This is a genomic window from Bovifimicola ammoniilytica (genome assembly GCF_025567085.1).
GTDB lineage: Bacteria > Bacillota > Clostridia > Lachnospirales > Lachnospiraceae > Bovifimicola > Bovifimicola ammoniilytica.
In genome coordinates, this window is record NZ_JAOQJN010000006.1 from 21,560 (window position 1) to 40,030 (window position 18,471).

The 18,471-nt window shown below is 33.7% G+C and carries 14 protein-coding genes; 13 read left to right on the plus strand and 1 reads right to left on the minus strand.

Annotated elements, in window-relative coordinates; all coding sequences use genetic code 11:
• Positions 1–30: 30 nt before the first annotated feature.
• From folK to OCV48_RS13970, 13 genes are all read left to right on the plus strand, one after another.
• Positions 31–831: a 2-amino-4-hydroxy-6-hydroxymethyldihydropteridine diphosphokinase gene (folK, locus tag OCV48_RS08900; RefSeq protein ID WP_021982076.1), complete on the plus strand. Its 801-nt coding sequence runs from the start codon at positions 31–33 to the stop codon at positions 829–831.
• A gap of 235 nt (positions 832–1,066) precedes the next feature.
• A complete protein-coding gene (locus OCV48_RS08905) occupies positions 1,067–2,188 on the plus strand; it encodes a bifunctional chorismate mutase/prephenate dehydratase (RefSeq protein ID WP_262559498.1) in 1,122 nt (373 codons plus the stop codon).
• A gap of 17 nt (positions 2,189–2,205) precedes the next feature.
• Positions 2,206–3,534: an ATP-binding protein gene (locus OCV48_RS08910; RefSeq protein WP_021982078.1), complete on the plus strand. Its 1,329-nt coding sequence runs from the start codon at positions 2,206–2,208 to the stop codon at positions 3,532–3,534.
• Between the two features lie 196 nt (positions 3,535–3,730).
• On the plus strand, positions 3,731–5,254 hold the full coding sequence (locus OCV48_RS08915) for a Ppx/GppA phosphatase family protein (protein WP_021982079.1): 1,524 nt from the start codon (positions 3,731–3,733) through the stop codon (positions 5,252–5,254).
• A gap of 3 nt (positions 5,255–5,257) precedes the next feature.
• Positions 5,258–7,366, plus strand: coding sequence for an RNA degradosome polyphosphate kinase (locus OCV48_RS08920; RefSeq protein WP_147591705.1), 2,109 nt, complete (start codon positions 5,258–5,260; stop codon positions 7,364–7,366).
• Positions 7,367–7,649: 283 nt separating this feature from the next.
• Positions 7,650–7,904, plus strand: coding sequence for a DUF4160 domain-containing protein (locus OCV48_RS08925; RefSeq protein ID WP_147591706.1), 255 nt, complete (start codon positions 7,650–7,652; stop codon positions 7,902–7,904).
• Between the two features lie 29 nt (positions 7,905–7,933).
• On the plus strand, positions 7,934–8,404 hold the full coding sequence (locus OCV48_RS14070; protein ID WP_147591708.1) for a helix-turn-helix domain-containing protein: 471 nt from the start codon (positions 7,934–7,936) through the stop codon (positions 8,402–8,404).
• Positions 8,405–8,776: 372 nt separating this feature from the next.
• Entirely contained in the window at positions 8,777–11,029 is a 2,253-nt protein-coding gene (locus OCV48_RS08940) for a RelA/SpoT family protein (RefSeq protein ID WP_147591819.1), read from the plus strand.
• Positions 11,030–11,182: 153 nt separating this feature from the next.
• The gene (locus OCV48_RS08945; RefSeq protein WP_021982083.1) at positions 11,183–11,809 is read left to right on the plus strand and encodes an MBL fold metallo-hydrolase; all 627 of its coding nucleotides are present in this window, start codon (positions 11,183–11,185) and stop codon (positions 11,807–11,809) included.
• Positions 11,796–13,925, plus strand: a complete 2,130-nt coding sequence (gene hemZ, locus OCV48_RS08950) for a coproporphyrinogen dehydrogenase HemZ (RefSeq protein WP_317246817.1) — start codon at positions 11,796–11,798, stop codon at positions 13,923–13,925. Before OCV48_RS08945 ends, hemZ begins: the two co-directional genes overlap by 14 nt.
• The gene (gene hisS / locus OCV48_RS08960; protein ID WP_147591712.1) at positions 13,922–15,181 is read left to right on the plus strand and encodes a histidine--tRNA ligase; all 1,260 of its coding nucleotides are present in this window, start codon (positions 13,922–13,924) and stop codon (positions 15,179–15,181) included. Before hemZ ends, hisS begins: the two co-directional genes overlap by 4 nt.
• Position 15,182: 1 nt before the next feature.
• Positions 15,183–16,991: an aspartate--tRNA ligase gene (gene aspS, locus OCV48_RS08965; RefSeq protein ID WP_147591714.1), complete on the plus strand. Its 1,809-nt coding sequence runs from the start codon at positions 15,183–15,185 to the stop codon at positions 16,989–16,991.
• A 3-nt stretch (positions 16,992–16,994) separates the two neighbouring features.
• On the plus strand, positions 16,995–17,831 hold the full coding sequence (locus tag OCV48_RS13970; protein WP_147591716.1) for a DUF1294 domain-containing protein: 837 nt from the start codon (positions 16,995–16,997) through the stop codon (positions 17,829–17,831).
• Here OCV48_RS13970 and OCV48_RS08975 read toward each other — a convergent pair.
• On the minus strand, positions 17,814–18,257 hold the full coding sequence (locus OCV48_RS08975) for a putative ABC transporter permease (protein WP_021982088.1): 444 nt from the start codon (positions 18,255–18,257) through the stop codon (positions 17,814–17,816). The genes OCV48_RS13970 and OCV48_RS08975 overlap by 18 nt on opposite strands.
• Positions 18,258–18,471: the final 214 nt, after the last annotated feature.

Consider the following 18,471-nt stretch of genomic DNA (forward strand, 5'->3'; position numbering starts at 1 on the left):
TAAACGTCTGCGGAAAAGGAGAAATAAGATATGGATAAAATTGTAATTAAAGATTTAGAAGTATTTGGAAAACATGGTGTATATAAAGAGGAAAATGTTTTAGGACAGAAATTCTTAGTAAGTGCCGAGATTTCATTAAGTACAAGAAAAGCAGGAATTACTGATGCATTAGAATTATCAGTTGATTATGGTAAGGTATGCCAGTTTATTAATGAATTTATGCAGAAAAATACATTTAAACTGATAGAGGCCGCAGCAGAACATCTTGTATTAGGAATATTTGCACATTTTGAATTAATACAGAGTGTTAAAGTTACAATTAAGAAACCATGGGCTCCTATAGGACTTCCACTTGATTATGTGGCAGTAGAAATTGAGAGAAGCTGGCACAGGGCATATGTGGCATTAGGCTCTAATATGGGAGATAAACTTAAATATTTAGAAGATGCTGTAAAAGCCATTGAAAATGATGTTAATTGTAAATTACTTAAGATTTCAGATATTATAGTGACGGAACCATATGGCCCGGTAGAACAGGACGATTTCTTAAATGGCTGTATGATGATTGACACACTTTATACACCGCAGGAATTATTAAGATTTCTACAGAAGTTAGAGAGTGAAGCAAATCGTGTACGAGAAGTACATTGGGGACCTAGAACATTAGATTTAGATATTCTTCTATATGATGATTTGGTTACCTCAGATGATGAACTTACAATTCCACATCCTGAGATGCATAAGAGAGCATTTGTTCTTGAACCATTGAAACAGATTGCACCAAATGCAATTCATCCACTCTTACACCAGAGAATACGCGATATGATATAGTGGTGCAAACAAAAAAACAAGCACCGCTGAAAGCGGTATTTGTTTTTTGGACACCACTATCGAACGAACCTCCTGCGATAGCAGGAGATAAAGCGCGAAGCGCGGGTTCGTGAGATAACTAAAGGTGAAAAAACAAGTAGCAGAAAGCACATTTGTTTTTTTGGCACCACTAAGCTAATAAAAAGGAAAGGATATCACACAGGATTGTGATTAAGGTACAGACGTGAATCTAGATTTGAATGAGATAAGACAGCAGATTGATGAGATAGATTCATCAATTGTAGATATGTTTGAAAAACGTATGGAGTTATGTAAAAACGTAGCTTTATATAAAATAGAAAATGGAAAAAAAGTTTTAGATAAACAAAGAGAAAATGAGAAGATAGCAAAAGTAGTTGAATTGGCTGATAATGATTTTAATAAGCATGGTGTAGAAGAATTATTTACACAGATTATGGCTATAAGCAGAAAATTACAGTATCAGTTATTGAATCAGAATGGAAAAAGTGATGATATCGGCTTTAAAAAAGTTGATAAATTAGACATTCAGAATGCAACAGTAGTATATCAGGGTGTTCCTGGTGCATATAGCTATCAGGCTATGATTAATTATTTTGGAAAAGATGTTAATAACTTTAATGTTAAAACATTTAAAGAAGCAATGGAAAGCATAAGGGACGGTAAAGCTGATTATGCAGTACTTCCTATAGAGAATTCCACAGCAGGAAGTGTAAGCGATGTATATGATTTGCTGGTAGAATTTGATAATTATATAGTTGATTATACAGATGTTATAGTAAGACACGCATTGCTTGGAACTCAAGATGCTACAATTGATGATATTAAGACTGTATATTCACATCCACAGGGATTAATGCAGTGTCATAAGTTCTTAGAAGAACATAAAGAATGGCAGCAGATAGCACAGGCGAATACAGCAGGAAGTGCTAAAAAAGTTGTAGAAGAGAATATTAAGTCACAGGCAGCAATTGCCAGTACAGTTGCAGCAGAGATTTACGGATTAAAGGTACTTGAAGAAAATATCAGTTATAATGATAAGAATACCACAAGATTTATCATTGTAAGCAAGAACAAAATATATACTGAAGATGCTACTAAAGTGTGCGTATGTTTTGAACTCCCACATTCATGTGGTACATTATACAATATGCTTTCACACTTTATATATAATGGTCTGAATCTTACAGGTATAGAATCACGACCTATTGAGGGCAAGAAATGGGAATACAGATTCTTCGTTGAATTTGATGGTAAATTTGATGAAGCGGGAACATTAAACGCATTAAGAGGATTGACTGAAGAAGCTAATTCAGTGAAAATATTAGGAAACTATTAAAACAGAGGTGATATTGCATGAATATGAATTTAAGAATTAATGCAGGAAAGTTGATGATTTACAAGAATTTTAAACATCAGGAGTTATTTGATAACTTTGAATGGCTGATTAATAATGCTGATGATGAGTATTACAATGATGAGGACAAGATAGCCTTATTATATGAGTGTGTGAATGAATTGTTAGAACTGGCTAACTCTTACGGCTTTGAGGGAAATCTGTATCATAATTTTCTGGGCTTTTTACTGGCAAATAATGAGAATGCATTTTCTACATCATGTGAGATAATTGGTGCACCAGAGGGCAGTATTAATGGTATTGCGATACATGATTTTGAGATTTTCAAGCAGTTAATGGATTATGATATGACTGAAATAGATAAGGCTCTTAACGTAGATGCAATTTCGATGATTAGTGATTATAAAAATGGTGGAAGAACAAGTAAGGTATTCAATAAACGTGTAAGAGACAGAATATGTGAACTTACAAGAGAATTAGAGAAGGCAGCAGATGTAGCAGAGTATTATAAATATGTAACAGATTTCTATAAGTCATATGGTGTTGGTAAATTTGGCCTTAATAAGGCATTCAGAATTGTTGGAAATGAAGCAGGAGAAGCACAGATTGTACCGATAACAAGTATTGAACATATTTACCTTGATGACCTGGTAGGATATGAGCTTCAGAAGAAAAAACTTACTGACAATACGGAAGCATTTATTGAGGGCAGAAAGGCTAATAATGCATTATTATTCGGTGATAGTGGAACAGGTAAGTCTTCAAGTATAAAGGCAATACTTAATGAATATTATGATAGAGGACTTAGAATGATAGAAGTGTATAAACATCAGTTCGGGGCATTATCTGAGGTTATAGAAACTATCAAGGACAGAAATTATAAATTCATAATATATATGGATGATTTATCGTTTGAGGATTTTGAAATTGAATATAAATATTTAAAAGCTATTATTGAGGGTGGCTTAGGAAAGAAACCAGATAATGTGCTTATCTATGCAACATCTAACAGACGACATCTGGTTAAAGAGAGTTTTGAGGATAATGAGGGAATGTCAAGTGGATTACATACATCAGATACAGTTCAGGAGAAGCTTTCACTTGTCGCAAGATTCGGAGTATCTATTTACTACTCTGCACCAAGTAAGAAAGAATTTCAGAACATTGTTACAACGCTTGCAGAGAAATATAATATTCATATGGACGAAGAAAAACTTAAATTAGAAGCAAATAAATGGGAATTAAGTCATGGTGGTTTATCAGGAAGAACAGCACAGCAATTTATAAATTATTTACTGGGATTTAACATAGACGAAACTAAAAATTAAGAATATGTATCTATAATTAACTTGTTGCGGAGTAGTTTGTGAGTGTCAAGTCAGGACAAATTACTTTTTGCATCTGACATTATGTCATAGGACTATTTGTTTCTGGACGTGAGCAGATAGTCATTAAGACATAAGTAAGCTTAATATAAGAGCTTGCAATATTTCCTTGAGACAATCGTTCAGAAATGAGGTATTTATGTATAAATTGATAGCAGCTATTGATGTTGGTTCATATGAACTAGAAATGAAGATATATGAGTTATCACCTAAGAAAGGTATAACCATGATTAATCATGTAAGACATATAATTGAAATCGGTAAAGATACCTATATAAATGGTAAGGTCGATTTCAAACATATCGATGAGGTATGCGAAATCCTTTATAATTTTACAAAGATTATGAAAGAATATCAGGTAGATGATTACATAGCATATACTACAAGTTCAATCAGAGAAGCAGATAATCAGGATATTATCTTAGACCGTATAAAAGTAAAGACAGGAATAGAGGTTAAGATTTTAAGTAACTCAGAACAGAGATTTTTAGGATATAAGGCACTTTCAGTACAATCTGAATTCTTCTCGTTTATACAGGAGGGAACAGCGATTGTGGATGTGGGCGCAGGCAGCATACAGATATCATTATTTGATAAAGATTCGCTAGTTACAACCCAGAATATTAAGCTTGGTTCACTTAGAATAAGAGAGTTATTATACAGACTCAGTAATGACAGACAGCATTTTAACAGACTTATAGAAGAGTTAATTAACAATGATATACAGACATTTAAAAAGTTGTTTCTTAAGGACAGAAGTATTAAGAATATTATTGCTGTTGGAGATTATATCGGATATTTTGCAAAGGAAAATGGTAAGCAGCTTAAATTTATGAACAGGGAAGAATTTAAGAACAGATTTGAACTGATGATGAATAAAAATGTTGAGGAAATCTCTAAGGAAATCGGAATTACTGATGAACAGGCATCAATTTTAATGCCTTGTATTCAGGTATACAGTAAGTTAATTAAAGAGACAGATACGAATAACATATGGTTTGCGGGAGTGGACTTATGTGACGGTATTGTTGCAGAATATGCAATTAATACAAAGATGATTAAGATAGAGCATGATTTTGAAAAGGATATAATCAATGCAGCAAAAATCATATCAAAGAGATATAGGGCAAATCAGAATCACATAGCAATTCTTGAGAAAAATGTTGTGACTATATTTGATGCGATGAAGAAGTACCATGGCCTTGGTAAAAGAGAGAGAATATTGTTGCAATTATGTGCGATTCTTCATGATTGTGGTAAATATATCAGTATGAGCCAGCCGGGAGAGGCCTCATATAACATTATAATGTCATCAGAGATTATTGGATTGTCTCATAAGGAACGTCAGATAATTGCAAATGTTGTTAAACATAATACAGAGGATTTCTTTGATGATAATGATGAACAATATGAGGGTGATAAATCAGATTATCTTACAGTAATCAAGTTAGTAGCTATTCTAAGGGTGGCAAATGCAATGGATAGGAGCCATAAGCAGAAATTCAAAGATTCTAAGGCAGTAGTTAAGGATAATACACTCGTGATTACTACATATGCACATGATGATATAACACTTGAAAAGGGCTTATTTAAGAGAAAAGCAGACTTTTTCGAAGAAGTGTATGGCATAAAACCTGTATTAAAGCAGAAAAAGGAGGCGTAGACTATGGCAGTTCAGAATGAATATACGAAACCTGAATATTATAAGAACAGAGAATTAAGCTGGTTACAGTTTAACGAAAGAATTCTCTTAGAAGCAAAAGATAAAACCAACAGATTATTTGAAAGACTTAAATTCTTAAGTATAACAGCATCTAATTTAGATGAGTTCTTTATGGTAAGAGTAGCTTCTCTAAAAGATATGGTAGATGCAAAGTTTACAAAACCTGACCTTGCAGGAATGAAGCCAAAGGAACAGCTAGTAGAAATATTAAAAGAAACTCATGAATTTATGGGAAGACAGTATTCTGCATTTAACCGTTCATTACTGCCGCTCCTTGATAAAGAGGGACTTACAATATTAACAGCACATGAACAGATGAATGAGGTACAGTGTAAATTCGTAGATGATTATTTTGACGAAACGATTTATCCAATTCTTACACCAATGGCAGTAGATTCCGCCAGACCATTTCCTCTTATAAGAAATAAATCATTGAATATTTGTGTTCTGTTAAAGGGTAAAGATGAAGAGAATTATGCAACGGTACAAGTGCCTGCAGTAGTAAGCAGAATTGTGGAACTTCCATCAGATAATGGCAGAACAGTAATTCTGTTAGAGCAGATTATTGAGAGAAATATTGATAAATTATTCAGTAATCATAAGGTAATCTGTGCATATCCATACAGAATTACAAGAAATGCAGATTTATCAATTGATGAAGACGATGCAGCAGATTTATTAGAGGAGATTCAGAAGCAATTAAAGAAACGTCAGAGAGGCGAAGCAATAAGACTTGAGATTGAGGACAAATGCGATAAGAATATCATTAAGTTCTTAAAGAGAGAATTAAATGTCGGTGATGAAAGTATATATAAGATTTCAGGACCGATTGATTTAACTTTTTTAATGAAGCTATATGGTATGGAAGGTTTTGAGTACCTTAAAGATGAGAAATATATTCCTGTACAGTCAGCGATGATTAATGATGACGAGGATATATTTACACAGATAAGCAGAAATGATATCTTATTACATCATCCATATGAATCATTTGATCCGGTAGTAGATTTCGTAAGACAGGCAGCAAATGATGAAAATGTTCTTGCAATTAAACAGACTCTTTACAGAGTAAGTGGCAATTCGCCAATTATAGCATCTTTAGCTAAGGCAGCAGACAATGGTAAACAGGTAACTGTATTAGTAGAGTTAAAAGCCAGATTTGATGAAGAGAATAATATTCAGTGGGCTAAGAAATTAGAAAAATCAGGCTGTCATGTTATATATGGACTTATGGGACTTAAAACCCACAGTAAGATTACCCTAGTAGTAAGAAAGGAAGATGAGGGTATTAAAAGATATGTTCATCTTGGTACAGGTAACTATAATGATGCAACTGCTAAATTGTATACAGATATGGGATTACTTACCTGTAATGAGGCAATTGGTGAAGATGCAACAGCAGTATTCAATATGATTTCTGGTTATAGTGAACCTAAACAGTGGAATAAATTAAGTCTTGCACCATATTGGTTAAGAGATAGATTTTTATATCTGATAAGAAGAGAAGCAATGTATGCAAAAGAAGGCAGAAAGGCATTTATTACAGCTAAGATGAATTCGCTATGTGATAAGGAGATAATTGCTGCTCTATATGAGGCATCAAGTGCAGGTGTTGAGATTAATTTGATTGTTCGAGGTATATGTTGTCTAAAGACAGGGATTCCTGGTATAAGTGAGAATATTCATGTGCGTTCGATTGTCGGAACGTTCCTTGAACACAGCCGTATATTCTATTTTGGCAATGGAGGAAATGAAGAGGTATATATGGCAAGTGCAGACTGGATGCCACGTAATCTTGATAAACGTGTGGAAATATTATTCCCTGTTGAAGATGAAAGATTAAAGACTGAAGTAATTAATATATTAAATATCCAGCTTGCAGATACTCTTAAGGCACATATACTTGTTGGCGACCAATACGAGAAGGTTGACAAAAGAGGTAAGGAACTGTTATCATCTCAGATGTATTTCTGTGAACTTGCGAAAGACAGAAAGAAGAAAAAGAACGAAAGCAAGGAGAGACTTTTTGTGAGTAGGGAGATGAAGGAGTAAACTTTTGAGTAGAACGAAAAAAGCAAAGCATAAAAAAAGGAATAAATATTGAAAAATATTGAAGGTATCATACCAATGGTGTGGTAACTTTTGTGTTGTGAAAAAAAATAAGGTAACAAATACAAAATGTTAAAAATAATATATAAAATGATAATTTAATTCAATGGTTATGGTAGGATAGTAGTTATAATGTGAAAATGATGTAGTTTAAATAAAGAAATATTTTATTTGACAATATAGGATATATCCTATAAAATATAAAAGAGACAAAGGAGGAGTTAATATGCCGGTTATATCAAGATTTCATGGGATTACAATAAAAATGTATTTACGTCAGAAAGAACATAATCCACCGCATATTCATGCCATATATGAAGACTGTGTTGGAATGTTTTCATTAATTGATGGAGAAATGTTTGAAGGTGATATTCCGAGTAAGGGACAACAAATGGTAAAGGAATTTATTAAGCATTACAGAAGTAAATTGCTTGAAATGTGGGAAACACAAGATTTTGAAAAATTGCCACCTGTTGAATAATAAATAGTAAATGGAAAGGATTGATAAGTATGACTAACAGGATTGTATCTGTAAAAACAATGGAAAATATGAATTTAGTAGTATACTTCCAAAATGGTGTAGAAAAAAAGTACAATATAAGAAGGTTATACAATAGTTTTCCTCAATTAAGAGAATTAGAATTAGATAAAAGTTTATTTGAAAAAGTTATTGTTGATGTTGGAGGGTATGGAATATCGTGGAATGATGAATTAGATATAGATGCAGAAGAAATCTGGGAAAATGGCATTGAAACAGGTTCACATAAAGTTAGTATATTATCAAAATTAGGATATGATGTGGCAAGGGCAAGAGAGCTAAAACATATGACACAAAAGGAACTTTCAAAAATAACGGGGATATATCAGTCAGATATTAGTAAAATTGAAAGAGGTATTGCAAATCCATCTGTGGCTACATTAAAGAGAATTGCTGATGGAATGAATATGGAGTTAAAAATCGAATTTATAAATATTAAATGATGATTTAGGTGGTAATAATATTTGTAATGAGATTAGAATAAAACACTAATTGTGCTATATGAACAAGATAAAGCCAACAATTAGTGTTTTTTTCGTGCATGCCTTAATAGTAAAAATATTGCATTTTGAGGTAAAACTTATTATAATATTCTGATATATAGACTTTTGTACTTGTAACAGTATATAGCGAGAATCAAATATTGTAGTCTGATATAAAAAATCTAACAGAACTGAGGCGATACCATGAAGCAGGAAAATATTAGCACTGAACTCAAAGACACAGTAACATTAGAAGATAAAGTAGACGGTAAAACAGGAAAAAGTGACGATAGTAATACAGCTAATAATACAGAAGGTAATACTCAGGGCAGAATGGTCGACGGACATCTTGTTAAAGAGACGTCAGAGTTTGATGACCCTGATGAAATGTTTAACAGTCTTATAAGCGGAATTCATAAATATCATCCATCTACAGATACTACAATGGTTGAGAAGGCTTATAAGATTGCATATAATGCCCATAAGGGACAGAAACGTAAATCAGGAGAGCCTTACATTATTCACCCTGTTGCGGTTGCAATAATTTTAGCAGAATTAGAGTTAGATAAGGAAACTATTGTTGCCGGTCTGTTACATGATGTTGTTGAAGATACTGTTATGACAACAGAAGATATTACAAAAGAGTTCGGAGAAGAAGTTGCACTTTTAGTAGATGGTGTTACGAAATTAACCCAGTTATCATATGAGCATGATAAGGTAGAGCTTCAGGCAGAGAATTTAAGAAAGATGTTTCTTGCTATGGCAAAGGATATAAGAGTAATTCTTATCAAACTTGCCGACAGACTTCATAATATGCGAACAATGCAGTATCAGTCACCTGAGAAACAGATTGAGAAATCGCGAGAGACAATGGAGATATATGCTCCAATTGCACAGCGACTTGGTATTTCTAAGATTAAGATAGAGTTAGATGATTTATCACTTAAATATTTAGAACCTGATATTTATAAAGATTTATCAGAAAAAATTGCAATAAAACAATCAACAAGAGAGAAATTCATAGAAGAAATCGTATCAGAAGTCGGTGAACAGATTTCAAAAGCAGGAATAGAAGCTAAGATAGACGGACGTGTAAAGCATTTATTCAGCATTTACAGGAAAATGGTTAACCAGAATAAAACACTTGACCAGATATATGATTTATTTGCAGTAAGAATTATCGTGGATACGGTAAAGGACTGTTATGCGGCACTTGGTATAATTCATGAGATGTATAAACCGATTCCGGGAAGATTTAAAGATTATATTGCTATGCCTAAACAGAATATGTATCAGTCACTTCATACTACACTTATTGGTCCATCGGGTCTGCCTTTTGAGATACAGATTAGAACATTTGAAATGCACAGAACTGCTGAATATGGTATCGCAGCACATTGGAAATACAAGGAAAATGCAGAGGGTAAGAACCCACAGGAGACTGAAGAGGAGAAACTTAGCTGGTTAAGACAGATTCTTGAATGGCAGAGAGATATGTCAGATAACAGAGAATTTATGAGTCTGCTTAAGAATGATTTAGACTTATTCTCTGAAAATGTATTCTGCTTCACACCATCAGGTGATGTTATGAACCTGCCACGTGGTTCAACACCTATTGATTTCGCATACGCAATCCATAGCGCAGTAGGTAATAAGATGGTTGGTGCAAGAGTAAATGGTAAGATGGTTCCGATAGATTACCAGATACAGAATGGTGACAGAATAGAGATTATTACTTCACAGAATTCAAAAGGACCTAGCAGGGACTGGTTAAATGTTGTTAAGAGCACACAGGCTAAAAATAAGATTAATCAGTGGTTCCGTTCAGAACTTAAAGAGGATAATATAGCAAAAGGCAAGGAAATGCTTGAAAAATACTGCAAGTCCAAATCGATTGTTCTAAGTGATTTATCTAAAGCTGAATTTACTGATAAAGTAATGCGTAAATATGGTTTCAGAGATTGGGACTCAGTACTTGCAGCATTAGGTCATGGAGGCCTTAAGGAAGGACAGGTAATTAATAAACTTGTAGAGGAATATGAGAAGAAGCATAAGAAAGAAGTTACGGATGAAGAGATTCTTGAGGCAGTTTCAGAAGCCAAGGAAAAACCTGTTGTATCTAAATCTAAAGGTGGAATAACAGTTAAAGGCATTCATGATGTTGCAGTAAGATTTTCAAAATGCTGCAGTCCTGTTCCGGGTGATGAAATCGTTGGTTTCATTACGAGAGGAAGAGGTGTATCAATTCATAGAACAGATTGTGTAAATATTCTTAATATGCCTGAGATAGAAAGAAGCAGACTTATAGAAGCAGAATGGCAGAAGTCTGATGATTCATCGGCTGAGAAAGATAAATATATGGCAGAAATTAAGATATATGCTAATAACAGAACCGGTATACTTGCAGATTTATCAAAGATTACAACCGAGCGAAACATTGATGTTACAAGTATGAATGTAAGAACAAATAAACAGGGACTTGCAACGATTTCTATGGCATTTGAGATAGGAAGCGTGGAAGAACTTAAGAAACTTGTTGATAATATGAGAAAAGTTGAAAGCATTATAGATATTGAGAGAAATTAAATAGGAGTTCAACGTGAAAAATCAAATTGATATGACGATTTTTCACACAGCTAAATGTATCGCAGGCGCCACATTTAGCTCTTATCGCAGAGCCAAATCTGACATTTGGCTCGTGATTCCTCCGACGTGAACGTCTGCGGAATGGAGTTTAGTATGAAAAATTTAGAAATTACGAAGATAATAGTCGGACCAGTAAGGACAAACTGTTATCTTGTAAGAAGAGTTGACAGTGATAAAGTTATAATAATTGATCCAGGTGATGAGGCTCAAGTAATTGAAAGAAGGATTCTTACTAAGACATTAAAGCCGATTGCGATACTTCTCACACATGGACATTTCGACCATATAGGTGCAGTAGATACATTAAGAACACGTTTTGGTATTAAGTCGTATATGCTTGAACAGGAGAAAGATGTAATTAGCGGCGAAGCAAATCTTGGCAGGGCATTTGGAATACCAACAACAGGACATGCAGATATACTTGTTAATGAAGGAGATGAAATAACACTTGATGAGATAACATTTAAGGTTATTCATACACCCGGACATACAATAGGAAGCTGCTGCTACTTAGTTGAAGCTGAAAAGGTATTATTTAGTGGTGATACACTATTCTATCATTCACATGGAAGAACTGATTTTCCAACAGGAAGTGAATCGGCAATTATACGTTCAATTACAGAAAAATTATTAGTATTAGACAGTAATATAGTAGTATATCCGGGACATGAAATGGATACTACAATAGGTCAGGAAAAGGCATTATATGATTTTTATTAAATATATAGACAAATTTGATTTCGAATACGATATACAGGGAATAGTAAGGTCATTTTATCCGGGCGAGGAAATGTGTACGGATAAGTCAGAACGATTAAATGATGCAAGACTTATATTAGAATGTGATTTTAATTCTGAAAGTTTGGAAATTAAACTGTTAGAGAAATTAAATGATACACAATTTAAGCCGGTAACAATTGAAAAGTTCAAGGCAGCAACAGACTTAAATGGTAAGTATGACCGTAAAGAGACTAAGAATATTCTTAAGAGAAAACTTTATGATATATTGCATAATTATTCGGGGAAAGAATTATTATGGGGAACATTATCAGGTATTCGTCCTACAAAAATAACTTCGGAATTATTAGAAAATGGAATGTCCGATGAAGAGGCAGTTCATTTTATGAAAGAGAATTATTATCTGTCAGATATTAAGGCAAAAGAAAGTGTGAAAATCTCAAGAAATGAACTAAATATTCTTGATGAGATGGATTATAAGAACGGATATAGTCTATATGTTGGCATACCATTTTGCCCTAGTACATGCTTATATTGTTCATTTACGTCTAATCCGCTTTCAAGATTCAGGAATAAAATTGACAGTTATTTAGATGCAGTCTGCAAGGAAATAGAGTTTTGTAAAAATGCATTTGCACATAAGAAGATTTCTACTATATATGTTGGTGGAGGGACACCTACGACATTAGAACCTTATCAGTTAGAAAAATTATTAGGAAAGATAGAAGAATGTTTCGATGTCCGCAAATTATATGAATTTACGGTTGAAGCGGGCAGACCTGACAGTATTACAAGAGAGAAGCTTGCAGTAATTAAGAAGCATGGAGTTACCAGAATATCTATTAATCCCCAGACCATGAAAGATGAGACACTTAAGATAATAGGAAGACATCATACTGTAGAGCAGTTCATTAATGCCTATAAAATGGCAAGAGAAGAGGGATTTGACAACATTAATATGGATTTTATATTAGGACTTCCTGATGAAAATGCAGACGATATAAGATATAATATGAAAATGGTTGAGGAGCTTAAACCTGACAGCCTTACGATTCACTCGCTTGCACTTAAGAGGGCAGCAAGACTAAATATTTTCAAGGACAAATATAAGGATTATGCATTTGAAAATAGTGAAGAAATTATGGAAATCACTAAAGAAACAGCCAAGAGACTTGATTTAGAACCATATTATCTGTATAGACAGAAGAATATGACAGGTAACCTTGAAAATGTTGGATATGCAAGAAAGTCAAGAGAGGGTATATATAATATCCTGATTATGGAAGAGAAACAGACAATCCTTGCAGTAGGTGCAGGTGCTTCTACGAAAATGGTATTTCCTGACGGAAAGCGTATTGAGAGAATTGAAAATGTCAAAGATGTTGATTTATATATAGAGAAAATTGATGAAATGATTGAAAGAAAGAACAGATTTATTCAGGAAAATGAATGTTTCAAAAATGCTTCTGTTGAAGAAGATGATGATATCAATAAAGAAGATGATAATGATATCCAAAATGCTGCTGATGAAATTATAGACTTTAATATAAATTCTATACCAGAAGCATTGATGCATGGAATATGTGTAAGCAATCTTGCCTATGATATTGGCAAAGAATTAGGGTTAGATGATAAATATTGTAATATGCTTGCGATGGCAGGTATGGTACACGATATAGGAAAAGTTAAGGTATACGCATATTTATATGGTGGAGATGATACCTTGAATGTAGAAAAATTAAAATATATAAGGATGCATTCTAAATTAGGATATGATATACTGTCTGAAAAAGGTTTTTCTAATGATGTATTAGATGCGGTATTATATCACCATGAGAATTATGATGGCAGCGGCTATCCGGAGAATTTAGCAGGTGAAAATATTCCGTTGTCAGCAAGGATACTAAGAGTCAGTGATGTATTTGCGGCATTAATATCTAACAGAACATACAGAAAAGCATTTGATTTCAATACGGCAATTGAACTTATGATTGATGAAGTCAAGAATTTTGACATGAAGATATTTCTTGCATTTATGCGAGTAATTCATAATGTTGATATAAATAAAATCACGAGAAAGGAAGATAGAGAAGAATGATTACACAGGCACCAAGAGGTACACAGGATTGGTACGGAGAGAGTATGCATGAGCGTACCGTAATTGAAAAAATATGTAGAGATGTAGCTAAAAGATATAATATTAAAGAGATAATTACACCTGTATTTGAACATACAGTATTATTCCAGAGAGGCGTTGGAGAGACAACTGACGTAGTACAGAAAGAAATGTATACATTTGTTGATAAAGGCGACAGAAGCATAACTCTTAAACCAGAAGGGACAGCAGGTGCAATAAGAGCATATCTTGAACATAATATGTATGCTGAACCTGCACCAACTAAGTTATTCTATGTAACACCTGCATTCAGATATGAGAAGCCACAGAGTGGACGTCTTAGACAGCATCACCAGTTTGGTGTAGAAATAGTAGGCTCGAAGAGTCCTATGGTAGAAGTTGAACTTATATCACTCGTATCGACAATTATAAGAGAATTAGGATTGAAAGATGCAAAATTACACATTAACAGTATCGGTTGTGCTAATTGCAGAAAGACATATAATGAAGCATTACTTGCATATTTAAAACAGCATGAGGATTGCCTGTGTGAAACATGTAGAGAGAGAATGGTCAAGAATCCTTTAAGAGTAATTGACTGTAAAGTAGAAACATGTAAGAAGATTGTTGCCGATGCACCAAGAACAATTGATTATCTTGATGATGAATGTAAGGCACATTTTGAAGAATTACAGTCTATACTTACAGCACTTAATATTCCATATGAAATCGATACAGGAATAGTAAGAGGACTTGATTATTATACTAAGACAGTATTTGAGTTCGTTAATTCAGAAGGCTTTACATTATGTGGCGGCGGAAGATATGACGGACTTGTTCATGAAATAGATGAGAAACAGGATATACCATCGGCAGGCTTTGGCATGGGTATCGAGAGAATCAGATATTTTCTTGATAAAGAGGGTGTTACGCTTGAACCTGAAGAACCAGTTGCATTATATGTAGGTATTCTTGGTAAAGAAGCTAAGGCTAAGGCATATAGTATTGTTAATAATCTTAGAAACAGTGGAATTGTTGTAGAAACAGATTATATGGACAGAAGTGTTAAAGCACAGATGAAATATGCTAATAAGATAGGTGCTAAATACACAGTCATTATCGGCGAAAATGAGATAAATGAAAACAGTGCTAATGTTAAATGTATGGAAGATGGAGAACAGACAAATATTTCGCTTGACGAAATTGCAAATTTCATAAAAAGAAAGGAAGAAAAATAAAATGGCTGAGTCAATGAAAGGACTTAAAAGAAGTCACAGATGTACAGAATTATCTGAAAAAAATATAGGCGAAACAGTTACAGTAATGGGCTGGGCTGCTAAGAGAAGAAATCTAGGAAGTCTTATATTCGTAGATTTAAGAGACCGTTCAGGTATTTTGCAAATTGTATTTGATGAAAATGATGTTAAGGCTGAGGGCTTTGCTAAGGCAGAGACAATAAGAAGCGAATATGTAATAGCAGTAGAGGGAAGAGTTGAGAAACGTGGTGGTGCAGTTAATGAGAATCTTGCAACAGGTAAGATTGAAATAAGAGCAACATCATTAAGAATACTCTCAGAATCACTTACACCACCATTTCCAATTGAAGATGGTCTGACTGTTAAAGATGAATTAAGATTAAAATACAGATATCTTGATTTAAGAAGACCTCATATACAGAAAAATCTTATCTTAAGAAGTAAGGTTACAACATTAGTACGTTCATTTATGGCAGAAGAAGGCTTCTTAGAGATAGAGACACCTATACTTACTAAGAGTACACCTGAGGGAGCAAGAGATTATCTTGTGCCTAGCCGTATTCACCCTGGTAATTTCTATGCATTACCACAGTCACCACAGTTATTTAAACAGTTATTAATGTGCTCAGGCTATGACAGATATTTACAGATTGCTAAATGTTTCAGAGATGAAGATTTAAGAGCGGACAGACAGCCTGAATTCACACAGATAGATATGGAATTATCATTTGTAGATATTGATGATGTTATAGATGTAAATGAAAGACTTTTAGCAAAATTATGGAAAGAAATCTTAGGTGTAGAGATTAAGATACCATTTAAGAGAATGACATGGCAGGAAGCAATGGACAGATTCGGTTCAGACAAGCCTGATACGAGATTTGGTTTTGAACTTAAAGATATCTCAGATGTTGTTAAAGACTGTGGATTTTCAGTATTTACAAGTGCATTGGAAAATGGCGGTTCTGTTCGTGGTATCAATGCTAATGGTCAGGGATCAATGCCAAGAAAGAAGATAGATGCATTAGTTGAATTTGCAAAAGGTTATGGTGCAAAAGGTCTTGCTTATCTTGCAATCAATGAAGATGGAACATATAAGTCATCATTTGCTAAATTTATGACAGAGGAAGAATTAGCCGCCATCGTTGATAGAATGGAGGGTAAACCTGGAGATTTACTCTTATTTGCAGCAGATAAGAATAAGATAGTTTATGCCGTACTTGGTGCATTAAGATGTGAAATTGCTGATAAATTAGGTTTGCTTGATAAAGACACATATAACTTCTTATGGATTACAGAATTCCCATTATTTGAGTATTCTGATGAAGAAGAAAGATATGTTGCAATGCATCACCCATTCACAATGCCAATGGAAGAGGACATTGATTTAGTAGAAACAGATCCGGGTAAAGCAAGAGCTAAAGCATATGATATCGTACTTAATGGTACAGAGCTGGGTGGTGGTAGTGTAAGAATACATCAGGATGATATTCAGGAAATGATGTTCAGAGCATTAGGGTTCACTACAGAAGAAGCATATGAGAAATTCGGTTTCCTCTTAAATGCATTCAAATATGGTGTTCCACCACACGCAGGTCTTGCATTTGGTCTTGACAGACTTATAATGCATATGGCTAAGGAAGATAATATTCGTGACGTAATCGCATTTCCAAAGGTTAAAGATGCATCTTGTCTCTTAACTGATGCACCTAATGTAGTTGACCAGAAGCAGTTAGACGAATTATATATTGCAAGCACATATAAGGAAGATAAAGATAAAGAAGCTGAATAAGAAATGAAGAAATTTATATTAATATATCTGATAGTGATTAATATCATTGCATTTGCAATGATGGGAATTGACAAAAGTAAAGCTATTAAGAGAAGATGGCGTATTCCGGAAAAATCGTTATTTCTTTCAGCTATATTAGGTGGAAGCATCGGAGCAATTGCAGGAATGCAGTTATTCAGACATAAGACAAAGCACACTAAATTCGTCATAGGTATGCCTGCGATATTAATATTACAGATTGTGATAATTGTGGCTGTATCTACGACAGGTTGTGGAAAGAGCAGCAATAATAATGGCAGTTCTGTGGATAAAACAGTATATGAGATTAGTGGTGATGGCTCATTTATGCCGACAGGTTTCAGTCTGGCTGGTGAAAGTTTTGAATTACCATGTACACTTGATGATTTTGCGAAGATTAATTATGTGGTAAATGCGGACTTAGGTGTATTTGATATATCAGATTTACAACCCGAAGAGGACGAGAGAATGATTCAGCTTATTGAGAATTATGATACTATAAATGTCTATCTTAAGAATGACAGTGATACGGTTAAAAGTATACAGGAATGTCAGGTATATGGACTAAGAATTGCAGATAATGTGTCAGACAATACGAAAACAGATGATAAATCAGGGAATTCCGGCTACAGAGATTTTAAACTTTCTAACGGAATAGGATTAGGCATACCATTTGAGGCAGTAATAGAGTTCTATAAAGACAGGGAATGTGAAGTTGACAATGGAGAATTTCCAGAGTTATCTTATACTGAAAATGGAATGACTATTACTTATGATGGATTAGACGGCGTAGTTAAGGGAATTTCAATCATTCCGTCTTAGATGCCAGCCTAACAATAATAATTTTTCATATAACAGACCTACAGTAAACCATGCAGGGGCATAATCCAGACGGATTATGCCTTTTATATTATATTTGGCTTTGCTATAATCCCAAGGACAAATATTATGCTTTTTAAGATTTAATCCACTTACATATTCAACTACAAAGATTAATCCTGTATATATACAGCCACGAAAAAAGAAATTAAGATTCTTAATTAATTTACTGATAGGTTTAATTAAAAAAGCCATACCATAAATTGGAAACATAATAAGTGACGTATTACAAGATAATTTTTTATCGTTATTTAGAAAGTTAATCATACCTGTCCATACTACCTCTAAACACCAGCCGGTAATTCCGCATTTAATAAAATCACTTTCATTTTCATATACTTTATTTAGAATTTTGGTATTATTCTTCATACTAATCTCCATTCCGCAGACGTACTTGCCGGAGAAATCCGCTCATATATTTTTAAGAACAAAATATTTACTATGGTAAAAGTATGGATTATTTTAGAAAGTTTATACCTTATATTTGTATACATTTGATATTTAAAACTCAAACTTAGCACATATATAATAGAATCAAATCATCTGTATTAAGCGAATTTGCATATATAAATATCGAAACTTT